The sequence below is a fragment of the Kocuria palustris genome (assembly GCF_007666205.1).
Taxonomy (GTDB): domain Bacteria; phylum Actinomycetota; class Actinomycetes; order Actinomycetales; family Micrococcaceae; genus Kocuria; species Kocuria palustris_A.
In genome coordinates this window covers 1-21,098 of sequence record NZ_VDOR01000014.1, presented here as the reverse complement: position 1 = coordinate 21,098, position 21,098 = coordinate 1, and the positions used below count along the sequence as shown (strand labels likewise).

General features: G+C 71.9%; 20 protein-coding genes. 14 read left to right on the top strand and 6 right to left on the bottom strand.

The window, feature by feature from the left end; all coding sequences use genetic code 11:
* Window positions 1–5 precede the first annotated feature (5 nt).
* From FSY66_RS11010 to FSY66_RS10975, 8 genes are all read left to right on the top strand, one after another.
* Window positions 6–1,205 carry a sugar porter family MFS transporter gene (locus tag FSY66_RS11010; protein ID WP_144794890.1) on the top strand — a complete coding sequence of 400 codons (1,200 nt, stop codon included), beginning with the start codon at window positions 6–8 and terminating at the stop codon, window positions 1,203–1,205.
* Between the two features lies 1 nt (window position 1,206).
* Complete coding sequence (locus FSY66_RS11005) at window positions 1,207–2,355, top strand: FUSC family protein (protein WP_144794888.1); 1,149 nt, start codon at window positions 1,207–1,209, stop codon at window positions 2,353–2,355.
* 84 nt (window positions 2,356–2,439) lie between these two features.
* On the top strand, window positions 2,440–3,255 hold the full coding sequence (locus tag FSY66_RS11000; protein ID WP_144794886.1) for an SDR family NAD(P)-dependent oxidoreductase: 816 nt from the start codon (window positions 2,440–2,442) through the stop codon (window positions 3,253–3,255).
* A 64-nt stretch (window positions 3,256–3,319) separates the two neighbouring features.
* Window positions 3,320–4,195 carry a hypothetical protein gene (locus FSY66_RS10995; RefSeq protein ID WP_144794884.1) on the top strand — a complete coding sequence of 292 codons (876 nt, stop codon included), beginning with the start codon at window positions 3,320–3,322 and terminating at the stop codon, window positions 4,193–4,195.
* Between the two features lie 35 nt (window positions 4,196–4,230).
* The gene (locus FSY66_RS10990) at window positions 4,231–4,602 is read left to right on the top strand and encodes an iron chaperone (protein ID WP_144794882.1); all 372 of its coding nucleotides are present in this window, start codon (window positions 4,231–4,233) and stop codon (window positions 4,600–4,602) included.
* Window positions 4,603–4,618: 16 nt separating this feature from the next.
* Entirely contained in the window at window positions 4,619–5,797 is a 1,179-nt protein-coding gene (locus FSY66_RS10985) for a winged helix-turn-helix domain-containing protein (RefSeq protein WP_144794880.1), read from the top strand.
* A gap of 50 nt (window positions 5,798–5,847) precedes the next feature.
* A complete protein-coding gene (locus tag FSY66_RS10980) occupies window positions 5,848–6,789 on the top strand; it encodes an alpha/beta hydrolase fold domain-containing protein (protein ID WP_144794878.1) in 942 nt (313 codons plus the stop codon).
* Window positions 6,786–7,421 carry an HhH-GDP family DNA glycosylase gene (locus FSY66_RS10975; protein WP_144794876.1) on the top strand — a complete coding sequence of 212 codons (636 nt, stop codon included), beginning with the start codon at window positions 6,786–6,788 and terminating at the stop codon, window positions 7,419–7,421. The genes FSY66_RS10980 and FSY66_RS10975 overlap by 4 nt, the downstream gene beginning before the upstream one ends.
* A gap of 38 nt (window positions 7,422–7,459) precedes the next feature.
* Here FSY66_RS10975 and FSY66_RS10970 read toward each other — a convergent pair whose 3' ends face one another.
* A complete protein-coding gene (locus FSY66_RS10970) occupies window positions 7,460–7,918 on the bottom strand; it encodes a MarR family winged helix-turn-helix transcriptional regulator (protein ID WP_144794874.1) in 459 nt (152 codons plus the stop codon).
* Between the two features lie 125 nt (window positions 7,919–8,043).
* Between FSY66_RS10970 and FSY66_RS10965 the strand changes: the two genes are divergently transcribed.
* From FSY66_RS10965 to FSY66_RS10950, 4 genes are all read left to right on the top strand, one after another.
* Complete coding sequence (locus tag FSY66_RS10965) at window positions 8,044–9,306, top strand: MFS transporter (RefSeq protein ID WP_144794871.1); 1,263 nt, start codon at window positions 8,044–8,046, stop codon at window positions 9,304–9,306.
* 292 nt (window positions 9,307–9,598) lie between these two features.
* Complete coding sequence (locus tag FSY66_RS10960) at window positions 9,599–10,162, top strand: CAP domain-containing protein (RefSeq protein WP_144794869.1); 564 nt, start codon at window positions 9,599–9,601, stop codon at window positions 10,160–10,162.
* Window positions 10,163–10,302: 140 nt separating this feature from the next.
* Window positions 10,303–11,025, top strand: coding sequence for a hypothetical protein (locus FSY66_RS10955; protein WP_144794867.1), 723 nt, complete (start codon window positions 10,303–10,305; stop codon window positions 11,023–11,025).
* A gap of 165 nt (window positions 11,026–11,190) precedes the next feature.
* Window positions 11,191–11,460 carry a DUF3072 domain-containing protein gene (locus FSY66_RS10950; RefSeq protein WP_186304548.1) on the top strand — a complete coding sequence of 90 codons (270 nt, stop codon included), beginning with the start codon at window positions 11,191–11,193 and terminating at the stop codon, window positions 11,458–11,460.
* A gap of 93 nt (window positions 11,461–11,553) precedes the next feature.
* On the opposite strand, the gene FSY66_RS10945 is transcribed toward FSY66_RS10950, so the two are convergent.
* The 4 genes from FSY66_RS10945 to betT form a co-directional block, all read right to left on the bottom strand.
* Window positions 11,554–13,548 carry an acetoacetate--CoA ligase gene (locus FSY66_RS10945; RefSeq protein ID WP_144794864.1) on the bottom strand — a complete coding sequence of 665 codons (1,995 nt, stop codon included), beginning with the start codon at window positions 13,546–13,548 and terminating at the stop codon, window positions 11,554–11,556.
* A 178-nt stretch (window positions 13,549–13,726) separates the two neighbouring features.
* Window positions 13,727–15,322: a GMC family oxidoreductase gene (locus FSY66_RS10940; RefSeq protein WP_144794940.1), complete on the bottom strand. Its 1,596-nt coding sequence runs from the start codon at window positions 15,320–15,322 to the stop codon at window positions 13,727–13,729.
* A gap of 32 nt (window positions 15,323–15,354) precedes the next feature.
* On the bottom strand, window positions 15,355–16,836 hold the full coding sequence (locus tag FSY66_RS10935; RefSeq protein WP_144794862.1) for an aldehyde dehydrogenase family protein: 1,482 nt from the start codon (window positions 16,834–16,836) through the stop codon (window positions 15,355–15,357).
* Between the two features lie 8 nt (window positions 16,837–16,844).
* Entirely contained in the window at window positions 16,845–19,073 is a 2,229-nt protein-coding gene (gene betT, locus FSY66_RS10930) for a choline BCCT transporter BetT (protein WP_144794860.1), read from the bottom strand.
* Window positions 19,074–19,350: 277 nt separating this feature from the next.
* On the opposite strand from betT, the gene FSY66_RS12945 reads away from it, so the two are divergent.
* Together FSY66_RS12945 and FSY66_RS10925 are read left to right on the top strand one after the other, a co-directional pair.
* Window positions 19,351–19,479, top strand: a complete 129-nt coding sequence (locus tag FSY66_RS12945; RefSeq protein ID WP_260853658.1) for a hypothetical protein — start codon at window positions 19,351–19,353, stop codon at window positions 19,477–19,479.
* 72 nt (window positions 19,480–19,551) lie between these two features.
* Window positions 19,552–20,064, top strand: coding sequence for a ferritin (locus FSY66_RS10925; protein WP_144794858.1), 513 nt, complete (start codon window positions 19,552–19,554; stop codon window positions 20,062–20,064).
* Window positions 20,065–20,223: 159 nt separating this feature from the next.
* Here the strand turns inward: FSY66_RS10925 and FSY66_RS10920 are convergent, their stop codons facing one another.
* Window positions 20,224–21,021: an enoyl-CoA hydratase gene (locus FSY66_RS10920; protein WP_144794855.1), complete on the bottom strand. Its 798-nt coding sequence runs from the start codon at window positions 21,019–21,021 to the stop codon at window positions 20,224–20,226.
* Between the last annotated feature and the right edge of the window lie 77 nt (window positions 21,022–21,098).

Here is a 21,098-nt window from a genome sequence, read left to right as displayed (position 1 = left end):
CGCCAATGATCGGCGCGGCCGTCGGCGCCTGGTTCGCCGGCGACGTCTCCGAGCGGATCGGGCGCACCCGGGTCATGGCGCTGGCCGGCGCTCTGATGCTCGTGGGCTCGGTCGTCACCCAGTTCGCGGCCGGGTTCTGGCTGATCCTGATCTTCCGCATCTGCACGGGCCTGGGCATCGGCGCCGCCAGCGCGGTGGTCCCCGCCTACGTCAGCGAGGTCTCCCCGCCGCGGATCCGCGGCACCATGGGCACGTTCTGGCAGATGGCCATCGTCCTGGGGCAGTTCCTGGGCCTCGCCTCCGGCTACCTCGTCGCGCGCGCGGCCGGCTCGGAGACGGCGCAGCTGTGGGGCATGGAGGCCTGGCGCTGGATGTTCGCCGTCGTGGCGGTCATCGCCCTGGTCTACCTCCTGATCGCGCTGCGGCTCCCGCAGTCCCCGCCCGACGCCATCCGCCTGGGCGACCACGACTCCGCGCGCGCGTTCATCGACCGCGCCGGCGGCGACGACGTCGAGGGCCGCTTCGAGCGGATCCGCGACAAGCTCGAGCACCGCGAGTCGAGGGCCTCGCTCAAGGACCTGCGCGGCAGCCGCCTGGGGCTCCAGGGCATCGTGTGGGCCGGGATCCTGCTGGCGGCCTTCCAGCAGCTCGTGGGCATCAACGTGGTGAAGATGTACTCCAACACCATCTGGCAGTCGGTCGGCGTGCCCACCGAGGCCTCGTTCGGCGTGAGCATGCTGACCGCCGGGCTGAGCATCCTGGCCACCGTCGTGGCGATCCTGATCATGGACCGCGTGGGGCGCCGGCCCATGCTGATCGGCGGCGGCCTGTTCATGATCGCGTCGATGGCCACCATGGCGATCGCGTTCGCGCAGGCCGGCGGGGCCGAGGACGCGCTGCCCCGGGGAGCGGCGATCGCCGCGCTGGTCGGCATGAACGGCTTCGCGATCGCCTTCGGCATCACGTGGGGGCCGGTCATGTGGCTCATGCTCGGCGAGCTCTTCGACTCGGACCTGCGCACGATCGCCGTGGCCGTGTGCACGGCCGTCAACTGGCTCATGAACTGGCTGATCACCCTGACGTTCCCCGTGCTCGCGAACGCGGGCCTGGACATCGCCTACGGGCTCTACACCGTGTTCGCGATCCTCGGCGTGGTCTTCGTGTGGAAGGCCCTTCCCGAGACCAAGGGGAAGAAGCTGGCCTGACATGGGCGACCGCCTCAGCAGGGCACGGGAGAACCTGGCCGCCGAGGGCTGGACGCTGCTCCAGCGAGCGGCCGCGGCGCTGCTGGCGTTCGTCCTGGCGGGCCTGGTCGCAGGCCACTCGGACCCGTTCTTCGCGCCCATCGCCGCCGTCATCTCCCTCAACACGGATGTCGGCGAGCGCGGGGTCCAGGCCCTGAGGCTGCTGTGGGGCGTGCTGCTGGGCATCGCCGTCGGCGAGCTGGTCCTGCTGGCCGTCCCCCACCAGGCGGCGGCCCTGGGGATCGCGGTGCTGATCTCCCTGGTGATCGCCACGGCCGCCGGCGGCAGCCGCCTGGTCGTCGCCCAGGCCGCGGCCTCCGCCGTGCTGACGGTCTCGATCTCCGACGGCAGCGCCGGTCCGCACCGCTTCATCGACGCGCTGATCGGTGCCGGCGTGGCGCTGGTCTTCACCCAGGTGCTCTTCTCCCCGGATCCGATGCGCCTGCTGCACCGGGCCGAATCGCAGGCGCTGTCCGCGGTGGCGGGCGGTCTGGAGGCCGCCTCCGAGGCGCTGCGCGCGGACGATGCGGGGGCCGCCGAGACCGCCATGGGCGACCTTCGCGGCACGCGCGACGACCTCGCCGAGGTGGCTTCGGCCACGGATCGCAGCCGCCGCGTGGCCCGGCACTCCCTGACCCGCCGCTCGGGGATCCGCCCGCTGGTCTCGATGACGGAGAACGCGAGCCACCTCGATCTGATCGGCGACGACGCGATCATCGCCGTGCGCCTGGCTCTGCGGGAGGACCGGGGCCTGTGGGCGCAGCGCGCCCGTGCGCTGCAGGGCCTCGCCGAGCTGATCCGGCGGCTGGCCGAGGATCCGGGGGATCGGGCGAACCGCCAGCGCGTGGTCGACGACATGCCGGAGGTGCTCTCCGCACTGCCCGGCGGGGAGCGGGAGGCGGCTCCGGCGGAGCACCTGATCCGGATGCTCGCCTGGGACGTCATGCTCTACGCCGGCCTGGACCCCGCCGCGGCCCGGAGGGTGCTGCACGGCGAGGGCGGCGAGGCCGAGGTCAGCAGGCCGGCCGATCCGCGGACCTCGATCCTGCGACGGGTGGGCCGCGGCACGCGTGCCCTGACCGCGCGCAGATCCCGCGGCGCACGGTCCTGACCGGGGCGGCGGCCCGCGCCGAGGGGGCAGCCTGCCGACGGCGGCTCCTGGACCGATCGCCTGCGCCGGCACGAGGATGGGGCCATGACGACTTCACCCTCCCCCTCCGCCGCCGAGACCCGTCGCATCCTCATCACCGGGGCCACGGGAGGCATCGGGCTGCTGCTGGCCGATCGCCTCACCGAGAAGGGCCACGACTACGAGATCGTCCAGCACGGCCGCACCCCCAAGAACGAGGAGCAGGAGCGGGTCCTGCGCACGGCCGATCTGAGCGACCTGGGCTCCGTGCAGGAGCTGATGGACGGCGTGGACACCGTGGTGCACCTGGCCGGGGCCTCGTCGCCGGACTCCGAATGGGACGACGTGCTGAGCACCAACATCGTGGGCACCCGCAACGTCCTGGAGGCCGCCCGGCAGGCCGGCGCGCGGCGCGTGGTCTTCGCATCGTCGAACCACGCCTTCGGAATGCACGACCGCGACGAGCAGTGGCCCGTCCTGCCGACCACGCTGCCCCGTCCCGATTCGCTCTACGGGGTCTCCAAGGCCTTCGGCGAGGCCCTCGGCAGCTACTACCACGACGCCTTCGGCCTCGAGTTCATCTCGCTGCGCATCGGCTGGTACGCCGAGGATCCCCTGGCCTCCGACGAGGAGCTGCTGCACGCCATGTGGCTGTCTCCGGACGACTGCGTGGAGGTGGTGCGCCGGGCCATCGAGGCCGACGTGACCTTCGGGCTGTACTACGCGATCTCCGAGAACCCGAACCGCCGGTGGGACATCACCAACACCATGGTCGAGCTCGGCTACCGCCCCCAGGACTCCTGGACACGGGTCACGGGGCGCCAGGAGGACGTGGTCGTGGGAGGCGCACCGGTCCGCGACGACTGGCCTGCCGGCTCCTGAGATCACGCAGCCCGTGACGGGCCGGCCATGTGCTTTAGCACATGATCGGGGTAGCATCACGCGCATGCAGCCGTCATCCGGTCCGAAGCGGCGCACAGCAGGGGTCCTGCAGATCCTGGTCCTGGCGGTCGCGCTGCTCTTCGCGGCCCTCGGGATCCTCGTGGCCTTCGCCGGAGCACCGCTCGTCGGGATCGTGGCGGTCGCGTTCTTCGGCGGCTGCGCCCTGGTGCTGGCCTCCCAGCTGCTCGGCGCCGGCAGCGGCGCGGCCCCGGTCCTCATGGGGCTGGGCTGCGTCGGCATGGGGGTCGGGTGCCTGGGGATGGCCGCAGCTGCGCTGAGCGGTCCGAACCGGACCGCGGGGGACTGGGCGACGGCCGCCGTGCCGCTCATCGGCGCGGCCTTCTTCGGCCTCGGGGGCGTGGTCCTGCTGCTCATGCCGCTGCTGCTGCGGGGCCGAGCCGTCGCCGTCGCGTCGCCGGTGCTGAGCCTGACCGAGGTCGAGGCCCGGCTCGACGCCCGGCTCGCGGAGCTCGGCGCCATGGGCGGGGCCGTCGGCGGCGGGTTCGGGGCAGGCACGGCGGGGACCGCCGCGGGCAGCGCCGGCGGAGCGCACGGTGCCGGCGTCGGCTCCCGGCATCTCACGCGCCTGGACGGGGCGGAGGCCGAGCTGGCCGCGCCTCGGGACCCGGAGCTGGTGCGCGCGGTGCGGCAGGAGCTCTTCGGCGGCGCGGCCGACGAGGCATGGTCCGGGCCGGGGGGCTCCGTGCTGCACATGACGGGGATGGTCGGCTCGGGCTGGGCGGGACTGAACCCCTGCATCGTGCAGCTCGTCTGGACCGAGCGCGGGCTCAGCGCCGCAGCCCATGCCCGAGAGGGACTGGCCCGGCAGCGGACCTGCTCCCGGGCACTGGAGCGGCTCACGGAGATCCTGAGCCGCTGAGCCCGACCCGGTCGGCGCGGCGGTAGCCTCGGTCCATGCCCTCTCCCAAGCGCCAGAGCCCCCAGGACTTCTTCGACCGGCTCGAGGACCACCAGCGCCCGCACCTGCTGCGGCTGCGGGAGATCAGCCTCGGCTATGCTCCCGCCGTCGCCGAGACGCTGCACTGGAACACCCCGGCCTACCTCAGCGGCAAGGACCGGCTGTGGATGCTGCAGGCCTTCGCCAAGCACTGCTCGCTGCGCTTCACCCCCGACTTCTTCGCCTCATGGCAGGACGAGGCGGCCGCGGCCGGGCAGGAGTCCGGGGCCGGGTTCCTCAAGCTGCCCTATGACCGGGAGATCCCAGAGGACCTGTGCCGCCGGCTCATCGAGGCCAAGCTGGCCGAGCACGGCATCGATGCCGGCTGACGGTCGTGGACGCGCCATGGCTGAGCTGACCCCGGCCGCCGCCCGCCGGATCGCGCTGGCGGCCCAGGGATTCCTGGACCCTCGGCCGGCCCCCGCAGCGGCCACCGCACGGCACCTGAACCGGGTGATCGACCGCGTGGGCGTGATCCAGGTGGACTCGGTCAACGTGCTCACCCGATCGCACTACCTCCCCTTCTTCTCGCGTCTCGGTCCCTACGACCGGGACAGGCTGGATCGGCTCCGGGACCGCCAGCCCCGCCGCCTCGTGGAGTACTGGGCCCACGAAGCCAGCCTGATCCCGCCGTCGACCTGGCCGCTGCTGGCCTTCCGGCGCGAGCGGGCCCGCACCGAGGCCTGGGGCGGCATCCGCCGCATCGCCCGGGAGCAGCCCGAGCTGGTGGACCGGGTCCGAGCGGTGGTCGCGCAGCACGGGCCGCTCACCGCCCGCGAGTGCGACGCGCTCGTGGAGCACGAGGTGCCCGGGCGCGAGAACGCCTGGGGCTGGAACTGGTCCGCGGTCAAGACCGCCCTGGAGTTCCTCTTCTGGTCGGGGCAGATCGTCAGCAGCGGGCGCAATCGCCAGTTCGAGCGGACGTACGTGCTGCCCGATCGGGTCTTCTCCCCGGAGCTGCTCGAGCGGTCGCGGCGCATGGACGCGCACGAGGCCCACGTGGAGCTGATCCGCATCGCCGCCCGCGCCCACGGGATCGCGAGCCTGCGCACCCTGCGCGATCACTTCCGCCTGCGGGCGGACGAGTCCCGCGCCGCGGTCGCCGATCTGCTGGCCGCCGGCGAGCTCGAGGAGGTCGGGGTCCGCGGGCTGGGCCCGGCCTACCTCCACACGGCCGCCCGCCGTCCGCGGAAGGCCCATGTGGAGGCCCTCGTCAGCCCGTTCGACTCGCTGGTCTGGCAGCGCGAGCGCACCGAGGCGCTGTTCGGGATGCGGTACCGGCTGGAGATCTACACGCCCGGGCCCCAGCGCCGGCACGGGTACTACGTCCTGCCGTTCGTCTACGGCGACACGCTGGTCGCCCGCGCGGACCTCAAGGCCGATCGCCTCGCCGGCGCCCTGCGCGTCCAGCGCCTGACCTGGGAGCCCGACGCCCCCGCGGCCGCCCGCGGGGCCCTGACCGGGCAGCTGCGCTCGATGGCGCAGTGGCTCGAGCTCGCCGACGTCATCGGCGCCCCGGAATAGACTCGGATCGCCCCTGCCCGACCGAGATCCCCGAGATCGGAGGCCCCGCCATGCGCATCCTCGTGCCGGACGCCGCGATCCCGCCGTACCTGCGCGCCGCGGGCGCCGGCGCCCCGTTCGAGTCGCAGGACGGCGCCCGCGAGCGCATCCGCGAGCGGCACCTGCGTCCGCAGCCGTTCGGGCCGCCCGGCCGGATGCGAGGCGTGAGGATCAGCCGCCGCCTGCCCGATCCGGGCGGCTGGCCGGTCTACGACGTCGAGCCGACGCGCCGGCGGGGCAGCGATCCTTCGGGCCTCCCGGTCGTCGTCTACGTCCACGGCGGGGGCTGGGTCGACGAGATCCGCCCGCAGCACTGGCAGCTGATCGCGCGCATCGCGCGGGAGACCCGGCAGCGGGTCGTCGTCCCGATCCACCCGCTGCTCCCGCGGGGCCGGGCCCGACAGGTCCGCGACGGCGTCGTGGAGCTCGTGCACCAGGAGCTCGCAGCCGGGGGCCAGGTGCGCGCGGCGGGCGACTCCAGCGGAGGGCAGATCGTGCTCTCCGCGCTGCTGGCGCTGCGCGATCAGGGCATCGCGCTGCCCGCCGCCGCGCTGCTCTCGCCCGCCCTGGACCTCACCTGGCAGAACCCGCGGATCCCCGAGCTGGAGCCGATCGACCCGTGGCTGAGCGTGCCCGGCGCAGAGGTGCTCTCGGCGCAGTGGGCGGGCGACGACGAGCTGACGGATCCGGCGGTCAGCCCGCTGTCCGGGGATCTGCGCGGGCTCGGGCCCCTGACGGTGCTGACCGGGACCCGCGACGTCCTGAACCCCGATGCGCGCCTGCTGCGCGACCGGGCCCGGGCCGTCGGCGTCGAGCTCGCGTGGCACGAGGCCGAGGACCAGCTGCATGTCTTCCCCCTGCTGCCCACCCGAGCCGGCGAGCGCGGAGCGCGGATCGTGGTCGAGAGCCTGCGGCCCGCCCCAGGGCCGACCCGGACGGAGGCCGGAGCATGACGAGATCGCACCGGGACGCGGTGGCAGCGCTGCTCGAGCGGCACGGCACGACCTTCGCCGAGCAGGCGGGGATCACCCTGAAGGACGAGCCGGCCCCGCTCTACCGCCTGCTCGTGCTGACCACGCTGCTCTCGACCCGGATCAGCGCCGATATCGCGGTCGGGGCCGCCCGGGAGCTGATCGGCTCGGACCTGGGCACCCCGCAGAAGATGCGCGACTCCTCCTGGCGGCAGCGCGTGGCCGCCCTCGGGCGCGGTCGGTACAAGCGCTACGACGAGTCCACGGCCACGCGCCTGGGAGAGGGCGCCCAGCTCGTGCTGGACTCCTACGGCGGGGACCTGCGCCGGCTGCGCGAGGCCTCGGGCTCCGCCGACGAGGTGCTGAAGCGGCTGCAGGAGTTCCCCGGGATCGGGCCCACGGGCGCCTCGATCTTCGCCCGCGAGGTGCAGGGCGTCTGGCCGTCGATCGCCCCTGTCCTGGACCGGAAGGCGCTCGACGGAGCGCGCCGCGTCGGGCTGCCGACGGATCCCGGCGAGCTCGCGGACCTGGTGGCCGCCGACGACCTCCCGCGCCTGGCCGCGGCACTCGTGCGCGCGGCCCTCGACAAGTCGGCGGGCGACCCCCTGGCCTGACCCGCACGACCCGCACGACCCGCACGACCGCACGGAGGTCAGCCCTCACGCGGCCAGGGCTGCTCCCGGATCGCCTCCGCGGACTCGTTGAACCGCCGCATCAGGCGCGCGAGCTGCGTGACGTCCTCCTCGGACCAGCCGGCCGTCACGGCGGCGATCGACTCGGTGCGGCCGCGGAAGTCCTCGCGCAGCCGGGAGGCGCCCTCCTGCGTGGGCCGGTGCTTCCGGGCCGTGCCGCCGTCGGGATCGTCGACCCGTTCGATCAGACCGGCCTTCATGGCGGCGGCGACCTGCCGATGCACCGTGGAGACGTCCAGGTCGAAGGCCTCGGCGAGCTCCGCCACGGTCTGCGGGCCCGAGGCCTGGAGCCGGGCGAGCAGCACCGCGGCGCTGCGCTCCAGGGTCGCCCGGCGCAGGCGCGGCGCGGAGCCCTGCAGCGCATGGCGGGACATGAGCATGTGCTCGTACATCAGGGCCTCGCGCGGCTGGCGATCCATGGGGCGGCTCCTCCTGCGGCGTCTGCGGGCGCTGCTCGCACCTGCCGTCCGACAGCGGCGATTGTATCGTGCAATTCCAGTGCTACATTTGCATCATACAAATGCCGTTCCCCAGGAGATGACGCGTGCCTGCCCCCACCGGTGAGATCCCCAGAACCGACCGCCCCGCCGCCCAGCGCCTGGTCACCCCTGCCTTCGTGCTGGCGTGGCTGGTCAACTTCTCGCAGTACCTGGTCTTCTACCTGCTCGTGACCACCATGGCGCTCTATGCCGTGCGGGAGTTCGCCGCGGACGACGCGGCCAGCGGCTTCGCCTCGAGCGCATTCGTCGTCGGGGCCACCGTCGCGCGCCTGGTCACCGGCTTCGTGGTGGACCGCCTCGGCCGCCGGAAGGTCATGCTCGCGGCCCTGGCCGTCGTGATCATCGCCTGCGCGCTGTACCTCCCGGCAGCCTCGCTGCCCGCCCTGATCGCCGTGCGCATCGTGCACGGCTTCGCCTACGCGTTCGCCAGCACCGCGGTCATGGCCATCGCCCAGTCCGTGATCCCGCCGGCCCGTCGCGCCGAGGGCACCGGCTACGTGGCCCTGGGCACGACCCTGGCCACGGCCGTCGGCCCCGCGCTGGGGCTCTTCCTGGTCGGGTCCTTCAGCTACGGCGCCCTCTTCGCGACGGCTCTGGGCACCGCTGTGCTCGGGCTCGTCCTGGCGCTGTTCCTGCGCAAGCCGGCTGCCGGCACCCCCGCCCGCACCGACGAGGAGGCCGAGCAGCGTGACGAGGCCGCGGCTGCGCGGCAGGCCCGCTTCTCCCTGTCCGAGATCGTGCACCCGGCCGTCGTGCCGATCGGGCTGTTCATGGTGCTGATCGGCCTGTGCTACGCCGGGGTGATCACCTACCTCAACGCCTATGCGGTGGAGCGCGATCTCGCAGCCGGCGCCGGGCTGTTCTTCGTCGCCTATGCCGCGGCGATGCTCGTGATGCGCTTCGTGCTCGGCCGGGTCCAGGACCAGCGCGGCGACAACGTGGTCGTGTGGTTCGGCCTCGTGTGCTTCGCCCTGGCGCTGGTGGTGCTGGCCGCGGCCGGCGAGGACTGGCAGGTCGTCGTCGCCGGTGCGCTGACCGGCCTGGGCTACGGCACGCTCATGCCGGCCGCCCAGGCCATCGCCGTCAGTGCCGTGCCCGCCGATCGGCTCGGCACCGGCATCTCGACGCTGCTCCTGCTGGCCGACGTCGGCATCGGCCTGGGGCCGGTGCTGCTGGGCGCGATCCTCTCCTCGACGGGCTACGGCCCCATGTATCTGGGACTGGCTGGACTCGTGGTCGTGGCCGGGGTCTTCTACCAGCTCGTGCACGGCCGGCACCAGGTCGCGCGCTCGGGCCGCGTCGTCTGAGCGTCGCCCATGGCACGGCGCGATCGCCGGCCTCCTCGACGGCCGGGCGTCGGCCGCGCCCGTGATTCTGCGCAGATCCCCAGGCTTCCGATCGCGATGACGAGTCCGGGGAGCGCGATCCGCCTCATGGCGGGCGACAGCGGTCTTCAGCATCTCTTCAGGTCACAGGAGCATCACGGCTGAATCACGATTCGATAACGAAAGTGATTTGAGCGGGAGTCGCTGCGGCTCCTAGGTTCGCGAGCGGACTTCGGGCAGCGCGCCCGCACCCCACTCGCTGAGGAGCATTCCCATGAAGAAGACCCGTCTCTGCCTCGCAGCCGCTGCTCTGGCCGCCGCCGGGACCGGTGCTGCAGTCGCCCCCGCGCAGGCAGCGGTCTCCGTCGCCGCCGACGAGCCCCGGGCACAGGCCTCGGCCGCCCAGGCACCCGAGCCCGAGGCCGCCCCCGCCGTCGACTCGTCCTTCTCCGCGCAGGTCTCCCAGGAGGTCCTGGCGCAGGTGAACGACCACCGCGCCCAGGCCGGGCTGTCCCCGCTGGCCGGAAGCGGCGAGCTGGATGCCATGAGCACCGGCTGGTCGGGGCAGCAGGCCGCCGCGGGGGCGCCCTCGCACAACCCCTCGTTCATCGAGCAGACCCGTGCGGCCGGCTCCACCGGTATGGCCGAGAACATCGCCTACAGCATGGGCTCCCAGGGCTCCGTGGAGGAGACCGCCTCCTACTTCGTGGACTACTGGATGAACAGCCCCTCGCACCGGGCCAACATCATGGATCCCCAGTTCAACGCGGCCGGGTTCGGCCTGGCGGAAGGCGACGACGGCAATGTCTACGCCACGCAGAACTTCGGCACCTTCTGATCCGACACCGCCTCGCGCCGCTGCGGCCCCGGTCTCGCGCCGAGACCGGGGCCGCAGCGCGCCGGCACGAGGACTCGGTATTGCATAAGCAAATAGTCTGACTAGGCTGACGTCGACACCGCTCGTCGAAGGAGTCCGTCGTGCCCCAGCCATCAGGCATGATCCCGCCGTCACGGACGACGCCCGCCGAGCCGTCGTCGGCGGCTCAGATCCTCCGCTTCCTGCGCCGGCAGACGGCCTGGGCGGTCGCCATCGGGCTGGGCTCGTGGGCCTTCGTCTTCCTGGGCTCCCGCGGTCTGATCCGGAACAACTCCTTCGAGCCCATCTTCGACGGCGCTCTCCTCGGCGCCATCGTCGTGGTGGTCGGGGCTCTGCTGTCGCCGTGGTGGGCCTTCGACACCGATCTGCCGGACAGCGGCTTCCCGCGCCGCCGGCTCGGCCTGGCGGTGCTCCTGGCCGGGCTGCCCTGGGCCGCGGTGCTCACGACGGCCATGCTGGCCTGGCCGCACCTGCTGCGGGGCGGGGAGCATCCGTGGCACGTCGACTCGTCGCTCTTGCTGCCGCTGCCGCTCCCGCCGCATGCTGCGGGCCTCGTGGTCGTGGCCTTGGTCCTCTGGGCGGCCGCGAACCTGGGCTGGGCGGCCATGCTCCCGGTCTTCGCGCAGGTCGATCCGCTGTGGCTGCGGCTGGTCTTCGTCGGCGTGATGCTCGTGGCCGTCTTCGCGGTGACATGGTGGGGGTCGAGCGTCGTCGACGGGCGCATCAGCGTCGCGGACGGCCTCGTGGCGATCGTCGTCCTGATGATCAGCATGGTGCTCTCGCAGGCCGTCGTGCTGCTGGTGCAGCGGCTGCGCACCGCCTGAGCGCCGCCGCTCGTGCGGCGGCCGTCGTCATCCCCGATGCTGCGTCGGTGGGCAGTGCCATGATGAGCGCGGACGCGCACTGCGGCATCGACCGCCGCGGCGTGCGTCGACGTCCCGACCCGGCCGCCGCTCGTGCGGCGGCCGCAGATCCAGGAGGTTGTTCCCATGTCAGAGAACGCACAGGGCGACGACGAGCTCTACACGCCGGTCACCGACGACACCGAGGGCGGTGCCGAGATGCTGGGCGCCACGGGCGATTCCGGCGGCGATTCCGCGCTGGAGAAGGATCCGGAGGAGTGGGTCAGCGGCGACGAGCCCATGACCGAGTCCCAGAAGTCCTACCTGGACACCCTGGCCAAGCAGGCGGGCGAGACCGTCCCCGCCGACCTGACCAAGGCCCAGGCCTCCGAGCACATCGACCGTCTCAAGGGCTGAGCCGGCCGCACCGGAGCACGGCGCCCCGGGTCGTCCGCGGACGTCCCGGGGCACCGCCTCCGTTCAGCCCCCGCCTGCTCCCGGCGGGGCGTCTCAGGAGCCGCGGGCCCGCTCGGCCGCGAATCGTGCGGCCTGCTCCACGTACCACTCCAGGGTCTCGACGTCGGCCGCCGCGGTGCGGTTGACGGCCTGCGGATCCCCGCCCTGGAACACCCGCTTGATCGGGACCTCCATGAGCTTGCCGGTGCGCGTGGTCGGCACCGACGGGGCGGCCAGGATCGCATCGGGGACATAGCGCGGGGAGACCCGGGTTCGGATGGAGCGCACGATGGCCTCGCGCAGGGCGTCGTCGAGCTCGACTCCCTCCTGCGGGACCACGAACAGCGGCATGTAGTAGCCGCCGTCCTCGAGCTCGGCGCCGATCACCATGGACTCCTGCACGCCGGGGACCGCGTCGACCGCATAGGTGATGTCGGCCGAGCCCATGCGGATGCCGCCGCGGTTGATCGTCGAGTCCGAGCGGCCGTGGATCTGCCAGCCGCCCTCGGAGCGCTCCGTGGCCCAGTCGCCCTGGCGCCACAGGCCGTCGAACTGGCTGAAGTAGGCCTCGCGGTAGGCGGTGCCCTCGGGGTCGTTCCAGAACATGACCGGCATGGACGGCATGGGCTCGGTGATCACGAGCTCTCCCACCTCGTCGCGGATCCGTCGCCCGTCCGGGTCCAGGGTCACCGCGGCCACGCCCAGGTAAGGGGCCTGCAGCTCGCCCACGCGCACCGGATCCCACGCATTGGAGCCCAGGATCCCCGAGGCCACATCGGTCCCGCCGGAGTCTGAGCCCAGGTGGACGTCGGCCTTGAGGCGGTCGTGGACCCAGGTCCACGCGGAGTCCGGCAGCGGGGAGCCGGTCGAGAGCACGGTGCGCAGCTCCGAGAGCTCGAAGCGCTCGCCCGGTGACGTGCCCGATCGCTCCATCAGCGACAGCAGAGCGGCCCCCGTGCCGAAGAAGGCGGCGTGCTCCTCGTCGACCAGCCGCACGTGGACCTGCCCGGAGTCGGCTGTCGGCACGCCGTCGTAGGTGATGACCGTGACGCCGCGCATCATGGAGTCGACGAGGAGGTTCCACACCATCCAGGTGGTCGAGACCGCGAAGTACCCGCGGTCGCCGGGGCGGAGGTCGTACTGCAGGGCATTGGCCTTGTGCGCCTCCAGGACGACGCCTCCGTGGGAGTGCACGATGCCCTTGGGGCGGCCGGTGGTGCCCGAGGAGTAGAGGACCCACAGCGGGTGGGAGAACTCGACGGGCTCGAAGTCGGGCTCCTGCGGCTCGGACACCAGCTCGGAGTACAGGCGGCTCGGCACGCCGATGGAGGGGGCCTGCGCTCCCGGCCGCGTGTCCACCAGGATGTGGTGCTCCAGGCTGGGCAGGGCCTCGACGATCTCCGCGAGCAGCGGCAGCTGGTCACGGCGACGGCCGTTGAACTCGACCTCGTCCACGGTCAGCAGCACAGTGGGCTCGATCTGCTCGAACCGGTCCCGGATCCCCTGCACGCCGAAGTCCGTGTTGACGACCGACCACACGGCCCCCACGGCCGCGACGGCCAGCAGTGCCGTGATCGTCTCGGGGATGCTGGGCAGCACGGCGCACACGGTGTCGCCGGGGCGCACGCCCAGCTCGCGCAGCCGGGCGGACAGCGACCCCACCCGGCCGCGCAGCTCGGCCCAGCTCAGCGCGGTGCGCGGCGAGGTCTCGTGACGGCCGATGATCGCCTCGTCGTCCGGGCGCTGCTCGGACCAGCGCAGGAGGTTCTCGGCGTAGTTCAGCCGCGCGCCGGGGAACCACGTCGTGCCGAGGATCGCATCGCCGGTGCGCACCGGGCCCGTCCCGCGCTCGCCGATGACGTCGAAGTGCTCCCAGATCGACTCCCAGAACTCGTCCAGGTGCTCGACGCTCCAGGCATGCAGCTGCGCGTAGCTCTGCGCGCGCACGCCGCGCGTGCGCTGCAGCCATCGCGCATAGCGGGACAGCTCGGAGGCCTCGATGCGCTCGGGGGAGGGGCGCCGCAGCTCGCGGCGCTCGGCGGTGGTCATGGTCGCCTCCTGGGTCGGGGTCGGCGCGTGGGCCGGAGGTGATGGGACGAGCATGGCGGAGACGGCGTGTGAGGGGAAGCACATGGCGGTCATGACGAGGGCCCCGCAGGCCGATGGGTCTGCGGGGCCCTCCTGGCGCCGCGGCCGCCGGACGACGTGCCGGACAGCGCGTCGGCGCTCAGGCGCCGCGGATGATGTCCGCGGCGCGCTCGCCGATCAGCATCGTGGTGATGTTCGGGTTCACGGCGACGAGCTGCGGCATGATCGAGCCGTCGACGACGCGCAGGCCCTGGACGCCCTTGACCCGCAGCTGGGGATCCAGCGGGGACATGTCGTCGTCGACCGGGCCCATCCGGCAGGTCCCGGCGGGGTGGTAGACCGTGTTGTGCGTCTTGGCGACGTAGTCGGCGATCTCCTCGTCCGTCTGGGCCTCCTCGCCCGGGAACAGCTCGCGGCCGCGGTAGGCGTCCATGGCCGGCTGCGCGACGATCTCGCGCGCCCTCCGGATGCCGGCCACGGCGATGGACATGTCGTAGCCGTCCTCGTCGGTGAAGTAGCGCGGATCCACCTTGGGCTTGTCCCGGTAGTCGATCGAGCGCAGGCGCACCGTGCCGCGGGACCTGGCGTGCGTGACGTTGGGGGTCAGCGCGAACGACTCGGGGGAGGTGGGGTAGCCCTGTCGGCGCGTGTGCATGTCGAAGGGCACCGAGCCGTAGTGCATCATCAGGTCCGGCAGCTCCAGGCCCTCCTCGGTGGGGGAGAAGATGCCGATCTCCCACCACTGCGTCGTGTCGCGGGTCATCCGCTGGGTGCACTCCCAGGAGATCACCGCCTCCGGGTGGTCCTGGAGGTTCGAGCCCACGCCCGGGGAGTCCACCCGCACGTCGATGCCGACCTCCTGCAGGTGATCCGCCGGGCCGATCCCCGAGAGCATCAGCAGCTTGGGGGTGTCGATGGCCCCGGCCGAGAGGATGACCTCCTTGCGGGCGCGCATGATCGACGACCGGTCGAAGCAGTTGTCGATGTACTCGATGCCCACGGCCCGCTGCTCGTCGTCGAAGAGCACCTGCATGACCTGGCGGTTCGTGAGGATCTCGAGATTGTCGCGCTGCTGGATCGGGTGCAGGTAGGACACCGACGACGAGGCCCGGCGGCCGTCCGCCTGGCGGTTGACCTGGAAGAAGCTCGCGCCGTTGACGACCGTCTCGAAGTCGTTGAACCGGGCGCGGGGGATGCCGGCCTGCTCGCACGCCTCGAGCAGGGCCACGCCGACGGGATCGACCGGCGGGGCGTCCATCAGCTGGACGGGCCCGTCGGTCCCGTGCCGCTCGCCGGGGCGCGACGGGTTGGACTCGAGGCGCTTGATCAGCGGCAGCATCGTCTCGGCGCCCCAGCCCTCGGCGCCCATCTGCTCCCACAGGTCCATGTCCTCGGCGGGCGGGTGGAAGGCGATGCACGAGTTGTGCGACGAGCAGCCGCCCAGGACCTTGGCCCGGGCATGGCGCATGAACGAATTGCCGTTCTCCTGCGGCTCGATCGGGTAGTCCCAGTCGAGCCCGGACTCCAGCATCTCCGGCCAGCGGTTGAGCTGCAGGACCATCTCGTGGTCCAGATCGTGGTCGCCGGCCTCGACGAGGGCCACGGAGATCTCCGGGTCCTCGCTCAGCCGAGCGGCGACGACGGCGCCCGCCGAGCCGCCTCCCACGACGATGTAGTCGTACTCGGTGATCAGGTTCTCCGACACGGGCTCATCGGCCATGCGGTCCTCCTCCATCTCGTTCTGCGGCACGCTTGGCATGCTGCCGGTCACTTCTGCGGGAACCAGCCGGTCACGGCCGGCTCGGTGTTCTCGTAGATGTGCTTGGCCTCGGTGTACTCCTCCAGACCCGACGGGCCGAGCTCGCGGCCCACGCCGGAGGACTTGAAGCCGCCCCACTCCGCCTGCGGCAGGTAGGGGTGGTAGTCGTTGATCCAGATGGTGCCGTGGCGCAGCCGCCGGGACACGCGGTTGGCCGTTCCGGCGTCGGAGGTCCACACCGCCCCGGCCAGGCCGTACTCGGTGTGGTTGGCGATCTCGACGGCCTCGGCCTCGGTCGAGAAGGTCTCGACCGTGATGACCGGGCCGAAGCCCTCCTCGACCACCGCGGGGTTGTCCCGGTCGCACTGGTCCAGCACCGTCGGGGCGTAGAAGAAGCCGGACTCGTGCTCCTGTCCGCCCCAGTGGCCGCCGACCCTCAGGCGGGCGCCGGCGGCGATGCCGCGCTGGACGTAGTCGGTGACCTTGTCCCGGTGGGCCTTCGAGATGAGCGGGCCGGTCTCGGCCTTCTCGTCGAACGGGCCGCCCATGACGATGTCGCCGGCGCGGCGGACCACCTCGTCGACGAAGCGCTCGGCGATCGTGTCCTGCACGATCAGCCGGGTGCCGGCCGAGCAGACGAGCCCCGAGTCGGTGAAGGCCGCGTTGAGCGCGTTGTCGACGGCCGCGTCGAAGTCGGCATCGGCGAAGACGACGTTCGGGTTCTTGCCGCCCAGCTCCAGGGCGACCTTCTTGACGCCCTCGGCCGCCGCGGCCGCGATCTTCCGGCCGGTCGCCAGACCGCCCGTGAAGGACACCAGATCGATCTCCGGGTGGCTGGACAGAGGGGCGCCGACGACGCCGCCGTCGCCCAGCACCAGGTTGGCCACACCGGCCGGAAGGCCGAGCTCGTCGAGCACGTCCACGATCAGGATCGCGGTGTGCGGAGTCAGCTCCGCCGGCTTGAGCACGAAGGCGTTGCCCGCGGCCAGGGCGGGGGCGATCTTCCACGCGGCCTGCAGCAGCGGGAAGTTCCACGGCGTGATCATGCCGCACACGCCGATCGGCTCGCGGACCACGCGGGAGATCACGGCGTCGTCGCCGGCATCGACCAGCCGCCCCGGGTCCTGGTCGGCGATCTTGCCGAAGTACCGGAAGCAGGCGGCGATGTCGTCCATGTCGCCCTCGGCCTCCACGAGGCGCTTGCCGGTGTCGAGCGCCTCGGCCCGGGCGAACTCGTCCTTGCGCTCCAGCAGGGCGTCCGAGACGCGGATCAGGAAGTCGCCGCGCTGCGCGGCGGGGGTGTCCACCCAGGCGCGTCCCTCGAAGGCCTTCCGGGCGGCCAGGATCGCGCGCTCGACGTCGTCGCCGGTGGCCTCGGAGACGGCGCCGACCTCGGTGCCGTCGGCGGGGCAGATGATGGTGCGCGTCCCGCCGTCGGAGGCGGGGACCCACGCTCCGTCGATGTACAGGGTCGCGATGCTCTCGGTCATGTCGCTGCTCACTCCTTGTCGGTGGGGCTGGTCAGTGCTGCGGTGCGGGCGGCCCGCTCGGACCGCCGGTCGACCACGTCGATCTCGTCCGTGTCGAGCCAGGTGTCCGGAGCGGTGCCGGTGACGGCCCCGGTCGCCAGGCCGCCGCCGTCGCCGCTGAGGTGCAGGTAGGCGATGTGCGCGTCGTAGGCGTCCAGGACGTCGGCGATCACCTGGTCCTTGGTGTACCCCATGATGTCGCGGCCGCGCGATCCGTGGGTCGAGAAGATCTCGATCCGGTAGTAGACATCGCGCACGGCGGACAGGTTCGCCGCGAAGCTCGGCATCGCGTGGGCCACGGGATAGGCCTGGTACTTGAACTCCTCGGCCTCCGGGAAGGACACGACGAGGTCCACGAACGGGATGCCGCTGTCCGGGTTCTCGCCGCGGTGGCACGCGACCGACAGCCCGAGGTCGGACAGCTCGGCGGCGACCTCCTCCACGGCGGGGGCCGCGGTGCGCTCCACGAAGGCCTGAGCGTCCGCGGCGGAGGCGTAGGACATCCGGTCCTGCAGGCGCTTGCGCCAACTGCCCTGCTGGCCGGTCTCGCGCACGCGGCTCCTGAGCAGCCCCGGCAGGGCGGCCCGGCGGGAGTCGAGGTTCACCTGCTCGGTGCGCAGCATCTTCCAGAGGCTGAGCATCACGATCCACACGAGCAGCGACAGGGGCAGCCCCACGATGACCGTGGCGGCCTGCAGGGTGTAGACCCCGTCGATGAACAGCATGACGAGGGTCAGGATGCCGGTGATGACGGCCCAGACGATGCGCAGCCATGGGGCGCCGTCGGTGTCCGTGTCCGTGGTCTTCGACGACATGTTCGCCAGGACCAGCGAGCCGGAGTCCGCCGAGGTCACGTAGAAGAACAGCCCCGTGAGCAGCGCCAGCGGGATTGTGAAGAAGGCGCCCGGGTACTGCTCCAGGAGGTTGAAGAAGCCGGACTCGGGGAGGCTGACCGCCAGCTCCAGGAAATCCGGGTCGTCGGCGTTCATCAGGGTCGCGTTCCCGAAGATCGAGACCCACAGCAGGATGAAGGCGAACGGGATGAGCAGCACGCCGAACACGAACTGGCGCAGCGTGCGGCCGCGGGAGATGCGGGCGAGGAACAGGCTCACGAAGGGCGCCCAGGCGATCCACCAGGCCCAGAAGAACAGCGTCCAGTCGGCCATCCACTGATCCGCCGGGTAGGCGGCGGTGCCGTCGGTGTAGGCGAACGTGTTCATCAGCATCCCGGGGAAGCGGGAGAAGAAGTCGCCGATGTTCTGCACGAGCGCGTTGAGCAGCTCGTGGGTGCGGCCGGTGAACAGGATCCAGAGCATCAGCACGATGGCCAGCAGCACGTTCAGCTCGGAGAGCCTGCGGATGCCCTTGTCCACGCCGGAGACGGTCGATGCCACCGTGATCAGCACGGCGACCGCCATGAGCGCGACCTGGACGGCGACGTTCGTGGGGATGCCGAAGATCGCCGAGAGGCCGTAGTTCAGGAACACCACGCCGATGCCGAGCGACACCGAGATGCCGAAGACGGTGCCGATCGTGGCGCCGATCTCGGCGGCATGGCCGATGCCGCCGTGGATGCGCTTGCCGAAGACGGGCGCGAGGGCCGAGCGGATGCTCAGGGGCAGGTGGTAGCGGTAGGCCACCAGGCCGAAGACCATCCCCATCAGCGCGTAGAGGGCCCAGCCGGGGATGCCGTACTGGAAGATCGTCCACAGGGGGGCCATCCGTGCGGCCTCCTCCGACATCGGCGCCACGTCCGGGGGAGTGAGGATGTTGGTCGCCGGTCCCGAGATCCCGAAGAACATGAGGTCCACGCCGATGCCCGCGGCGAAGAGCATGGCCGCCCAGGTGAAGGGGTTGTACTTGGGCTTGGAGTGGTCGGGGCCCATCTTGGTCTGCCCCACACGGGACAGGGCGACCACGAGCACGAAGACGACGACGGTCGTCACGGTCAGCACGTAGTACCAGCCGAAGTTCGTGGCGATCCAGTCCATCGCCCCGAAGATGACGGTCTCGGCGGTCCCCGGCCAGACGGCGGCCCAGACGGCGAATGCGACGATGATCGCCGAGGCCCCGAGGAACACGGGCCAGTTGACGACGGAGCGCCGGGGGGACTGCTTCCCCGCGGTCCCGGGGTCGAACGGCACATCCGCCCCGTGGACGACGGTGCTGCCCGACGGCGGTTCGGCGGTTCCTGCCATGGGAGTTCCTTCCTGGTGGAATGGCTGCCTTCCGGCACGAAGACGGCCGACCCGCCAGGGACCCTGAGGATCCTGCGGAATCGACCGGCCGCTCCACCTTAGGACTCGCTGCGGAGGAACTCACCCTGCCGCCGGACCTGCCTGTCACCTGGGCTCTTGCTCCCGCGGCCCGCCGCGCTCGGCCTGGGACCCGGCGGCGGGAGGTGCGGATCATGGAGAGCTTCGAGCGCAGCCCCGGATGGGCGGCCCCGCCCGAGCGCCGAGGACGCGCCTGGCCATGACCGAGAACGGCGGGGGCCAGGATGCCGAGGCCGCCACGGCCTGGCTCGAGCAGGTCGGCGTCGAGGACTGCGACGGGCGCCGCGAGGTCCGAAGAGGTTCGGTGAGCCTGACCTCGGCCAGCTGAGCCTCAGCTCAGCGATGCATCTCATAGCACATGATCTGGTGCCGAGCCGCCCGGTCTCCTATAGTTCTTATTATGAATATTTCACAGGAGATCGAAGCCAAGTTCAACGAGCAGATCACCCTCGAGTTCGAGGCCTCTCTGGTCTACCGCCAGCTGGCGATCGAGGCCGAGGCGCAGGATCTCGTCGGCATGGCCGCGTGGTTCCGTCACCAGGCGGACGAGGAGATCGTCCACGCCAACAAGTTCATCGATCACGTGGATGCCCGCAACGGCCACGTGCAGATCGGCGGCCTGAATGCGCCGGCGCAGTTCGTGGAGCCCTCCGCCCTGGAGCTCTTCGAGGCCGCCTACAAGCACGAGCAGAAGGTCTCCGAGGCCATCCAGAACCTCTACCGGGCCACCGAGGAGGCCGGCGACATCGACGCCCGCCCCATCCTCAACTGGTTCACCTCGGAGCAGATCGAGGAGGAGTCGACGGTCGACGAGATCATGGGCCGCATCCGCCGCGTCGGCGACGACGGCTCCGGCCTGCTGCGCATCGATGCCGAGCTGTCCCAGCGCCCGGCCCGCACGACCGAGGGCTGACACCCGGTCGGCGCTCGTCGGCCGCCGCCGAGGACCATGGAACGAGGCCCGCCGCCCCTTGCACGGGGCGGCGGGCCTCGTCATCGCCGGACCGTGTCGGACGGCGCCGGTTCCATGCCGTTGCGTGGCCGACGACGCCGCTCGGCCTCGGTCACCCGCTCAGCGGTGGCGGAACTGCGGCTCGCGCTTCTCGACGAACGCGGCCATGCCCTCCTTCTGGTCCTCCGTGGCGAAGAGGCTGTGGAACAGGCGCCGCTCGGAGATCAGCCCCTGCGACAGCGGCGTCTCCAGGGCGGCGTTCACCGCCTCCTTGGCGGCCATCGTGGCCATCAGGGACTTCGAGGCGATCGTCTCGGCGATGTCCATCGCCTGCTCGAGCAGCTGGTCGGCAGGGACCACGCGCGAGACCAGGCCGGCCGACTCCGCCTCCGCGGCATCCATCTGCCGCCCCGTCAGGACCATGTCCATGGCCTTGGGCCGCCCGATGGCCCGGGTCAGGCGCTGCGAGCCGCCCATGCCGGGCAGCACCCCCAGGTTGATCTCCGGCTGGCCGAACGTCGCCGAGTCGGCCGCGATCAGCAGATCGCACAGCATGGCCAGCTCGCACCCGCCGCCCAGGGCGTAGCCGCTCACGGCCGCGATGGTGGGCGTGCGGAGCTGCGCCAGCTCCTGCCAGGCGCCGAACCAGTCGGTCGCGAACATCTCCGAGAACCCGCGCTCGGACATCTCCTTGATGTCGGCGCCGGCCGCGAAGGCCTTCTCCGATCCGGTCAGCAGGATCGCGCCGATGCCGTCGTCGGCGTCGAAGGCCCGTGCCGCCGACAGGACATCGGCGAGCACCTGGGCGTTCAGCGCGTTCAGCGCCTTCGGCCGGTTGAGGGTGATGACGCCGACCCGCCCGCGGGTCTCGACGAGGATCGTGTCGTAGGTCTGCTCGGATGCCTGGGTCTCGGTCATGGCCCCAGTCTAGGTGTAAGAGGGCATGACGTTATTGGCAGGGGCCGGGACGCGTGAGGCCGGGGGATGATCGCCAC

What these genes read in the sequence shown, in the direction of transcription:
- FSY66_RS11010 (WP_144794890.1), top strand. Translation starts at nt 6, where the DNA reads ATGATCGGCGCGGCCGTCGGCGCCTGGTTCGCCGGCGACGTCTCCGAG.
- FSY66_RS11005 (WP_144794888.1), top strand. Translation starts at nt 1,207, where the DNA reads ATGGGCGACCGCCTCAGCAGGGCACGGGAGAACCTGGCCGCCGAGGGC.
- FSY66_RS11000 (WP_144794886.1), top strand. Translation starts at nt 2,440, where the DNA reads ATGACGACTTCACCCTCCCCCTCCGCCGCCGAGACCCGTCGCATCCTC.
- FSY66_RS10995 (WP_144794884.1), top strand. Translation starts at nt 3,320, where the DNA reads ATGCAGCCGTCATCCGGTCCGAAGCGGCGCACAGCAGGGGTCCTGCAG.
- FSY66_RS10990 (WP_144794882.1), top strand. Translation starts at nt 4,231, where the DNA reads ATGCCCTCTCCCAAGCGCCAGAGCCCCCAGGACTTCTTCGACCGGCTC.
- FSY66_RS10985 (WP_144794880.1), top strand. Translation starts at nt 4,619, where the DNA reads ATGGCTGAGCTGACCCCGGCCGCCGCCCGCCGGATCGCGCTGGCGGCC.
- FSY66_RS10980 (WP_144794878.1), top strand. Translation starts at nt 5,848, where the DNA reads ATGCGCATCCTCGTGCCGGACGCCGCGATCCCGCCGTACCTGCGCGCC.
- FSY66_RS10975 (WP_144794876.1), top strand. Translation starts at nt 6,786, where the DNA reads ATGACGAGATCGCACCGGGACGCGGTGGCAGCGCTGCTCGAGCGGCAC.
- FSY66_RS10970 (WP_144794874.1), bottom strand. Translation starts at nt 7,918, where the DNA reads ATGGATCGCCAGCCGCGCGAGGCCCTGATGTACGAGCACATGCTCATG.
- FSY66_RS10960 (WP_144794869.1), top strand. Translation starts at nt 9,599, where the DNA reads ATGAAGAAGACCCGTCTCTGCCTCGCAGCCGCTGCTCTGGCCGCCGCC.
- FSY66_RS10950 (WP_186304548.1), top strand. Translation starts at nt 11,191, where the DNA reads ATGTCAGAGAACGCACAGGGCGACGACGAGCTCTACACGCCGGTCACC.
- FSY66_RS10945 (WP_144794864.1), bottom strand. Translation starts at nt 13,548, where the DNA reads ATGACCACCGCCGAGCGCCGCGAGCTGCGGCGCCCCTCCCCCGAGCGC.
- FSY66_RS10940 (WP_144794940.1), bottom strand. Translation starts at nt 15,322, where the DNA reads ATGGAGGAGGACCGCATGGCCGATGAGCCCGTGTCGGAGAACCTGATC.
- FSY66_RS10935 (WP_144794862.1), bottom strand. Translation starts at nt 16,836, where the DNA reads ATGACCGAGAGCATCGCGACCCTGTACATCGACGGAGCGTGGGTCCCC.
- betT (WP_144794860.1), bottom strand. Translation starts at nt 19,073, where the DNA reads ATGGCAGGAACCGCCGAACCGCCGTCGGGCAGCACCGTCGTCCACGGG.
- FSY66_RS12945 (WP_260853658.1), top strand. Translation starts at nt 19,351, where the DNA reads ATGACCGAGAACGGCGGGGGCCAGGATGCCGAGGCCGCCACGGCCTGG.
- FSY66_RS10925 (WP_144794858.1), top strand. Translation starts at nt 19,552, where the DNA reads ATGAATATTTCACAGGAGATCGAAGCCAAGTTCAACGAGCAGATCACC.
- FSY66_RS10920 (WP_144794855.1), bottom strand. Translation starts at nt 21,021, where the DNA reads ATGACCGAGACCCAGGCATCCGAGCAGACCTACGACACGATCCTCGTC.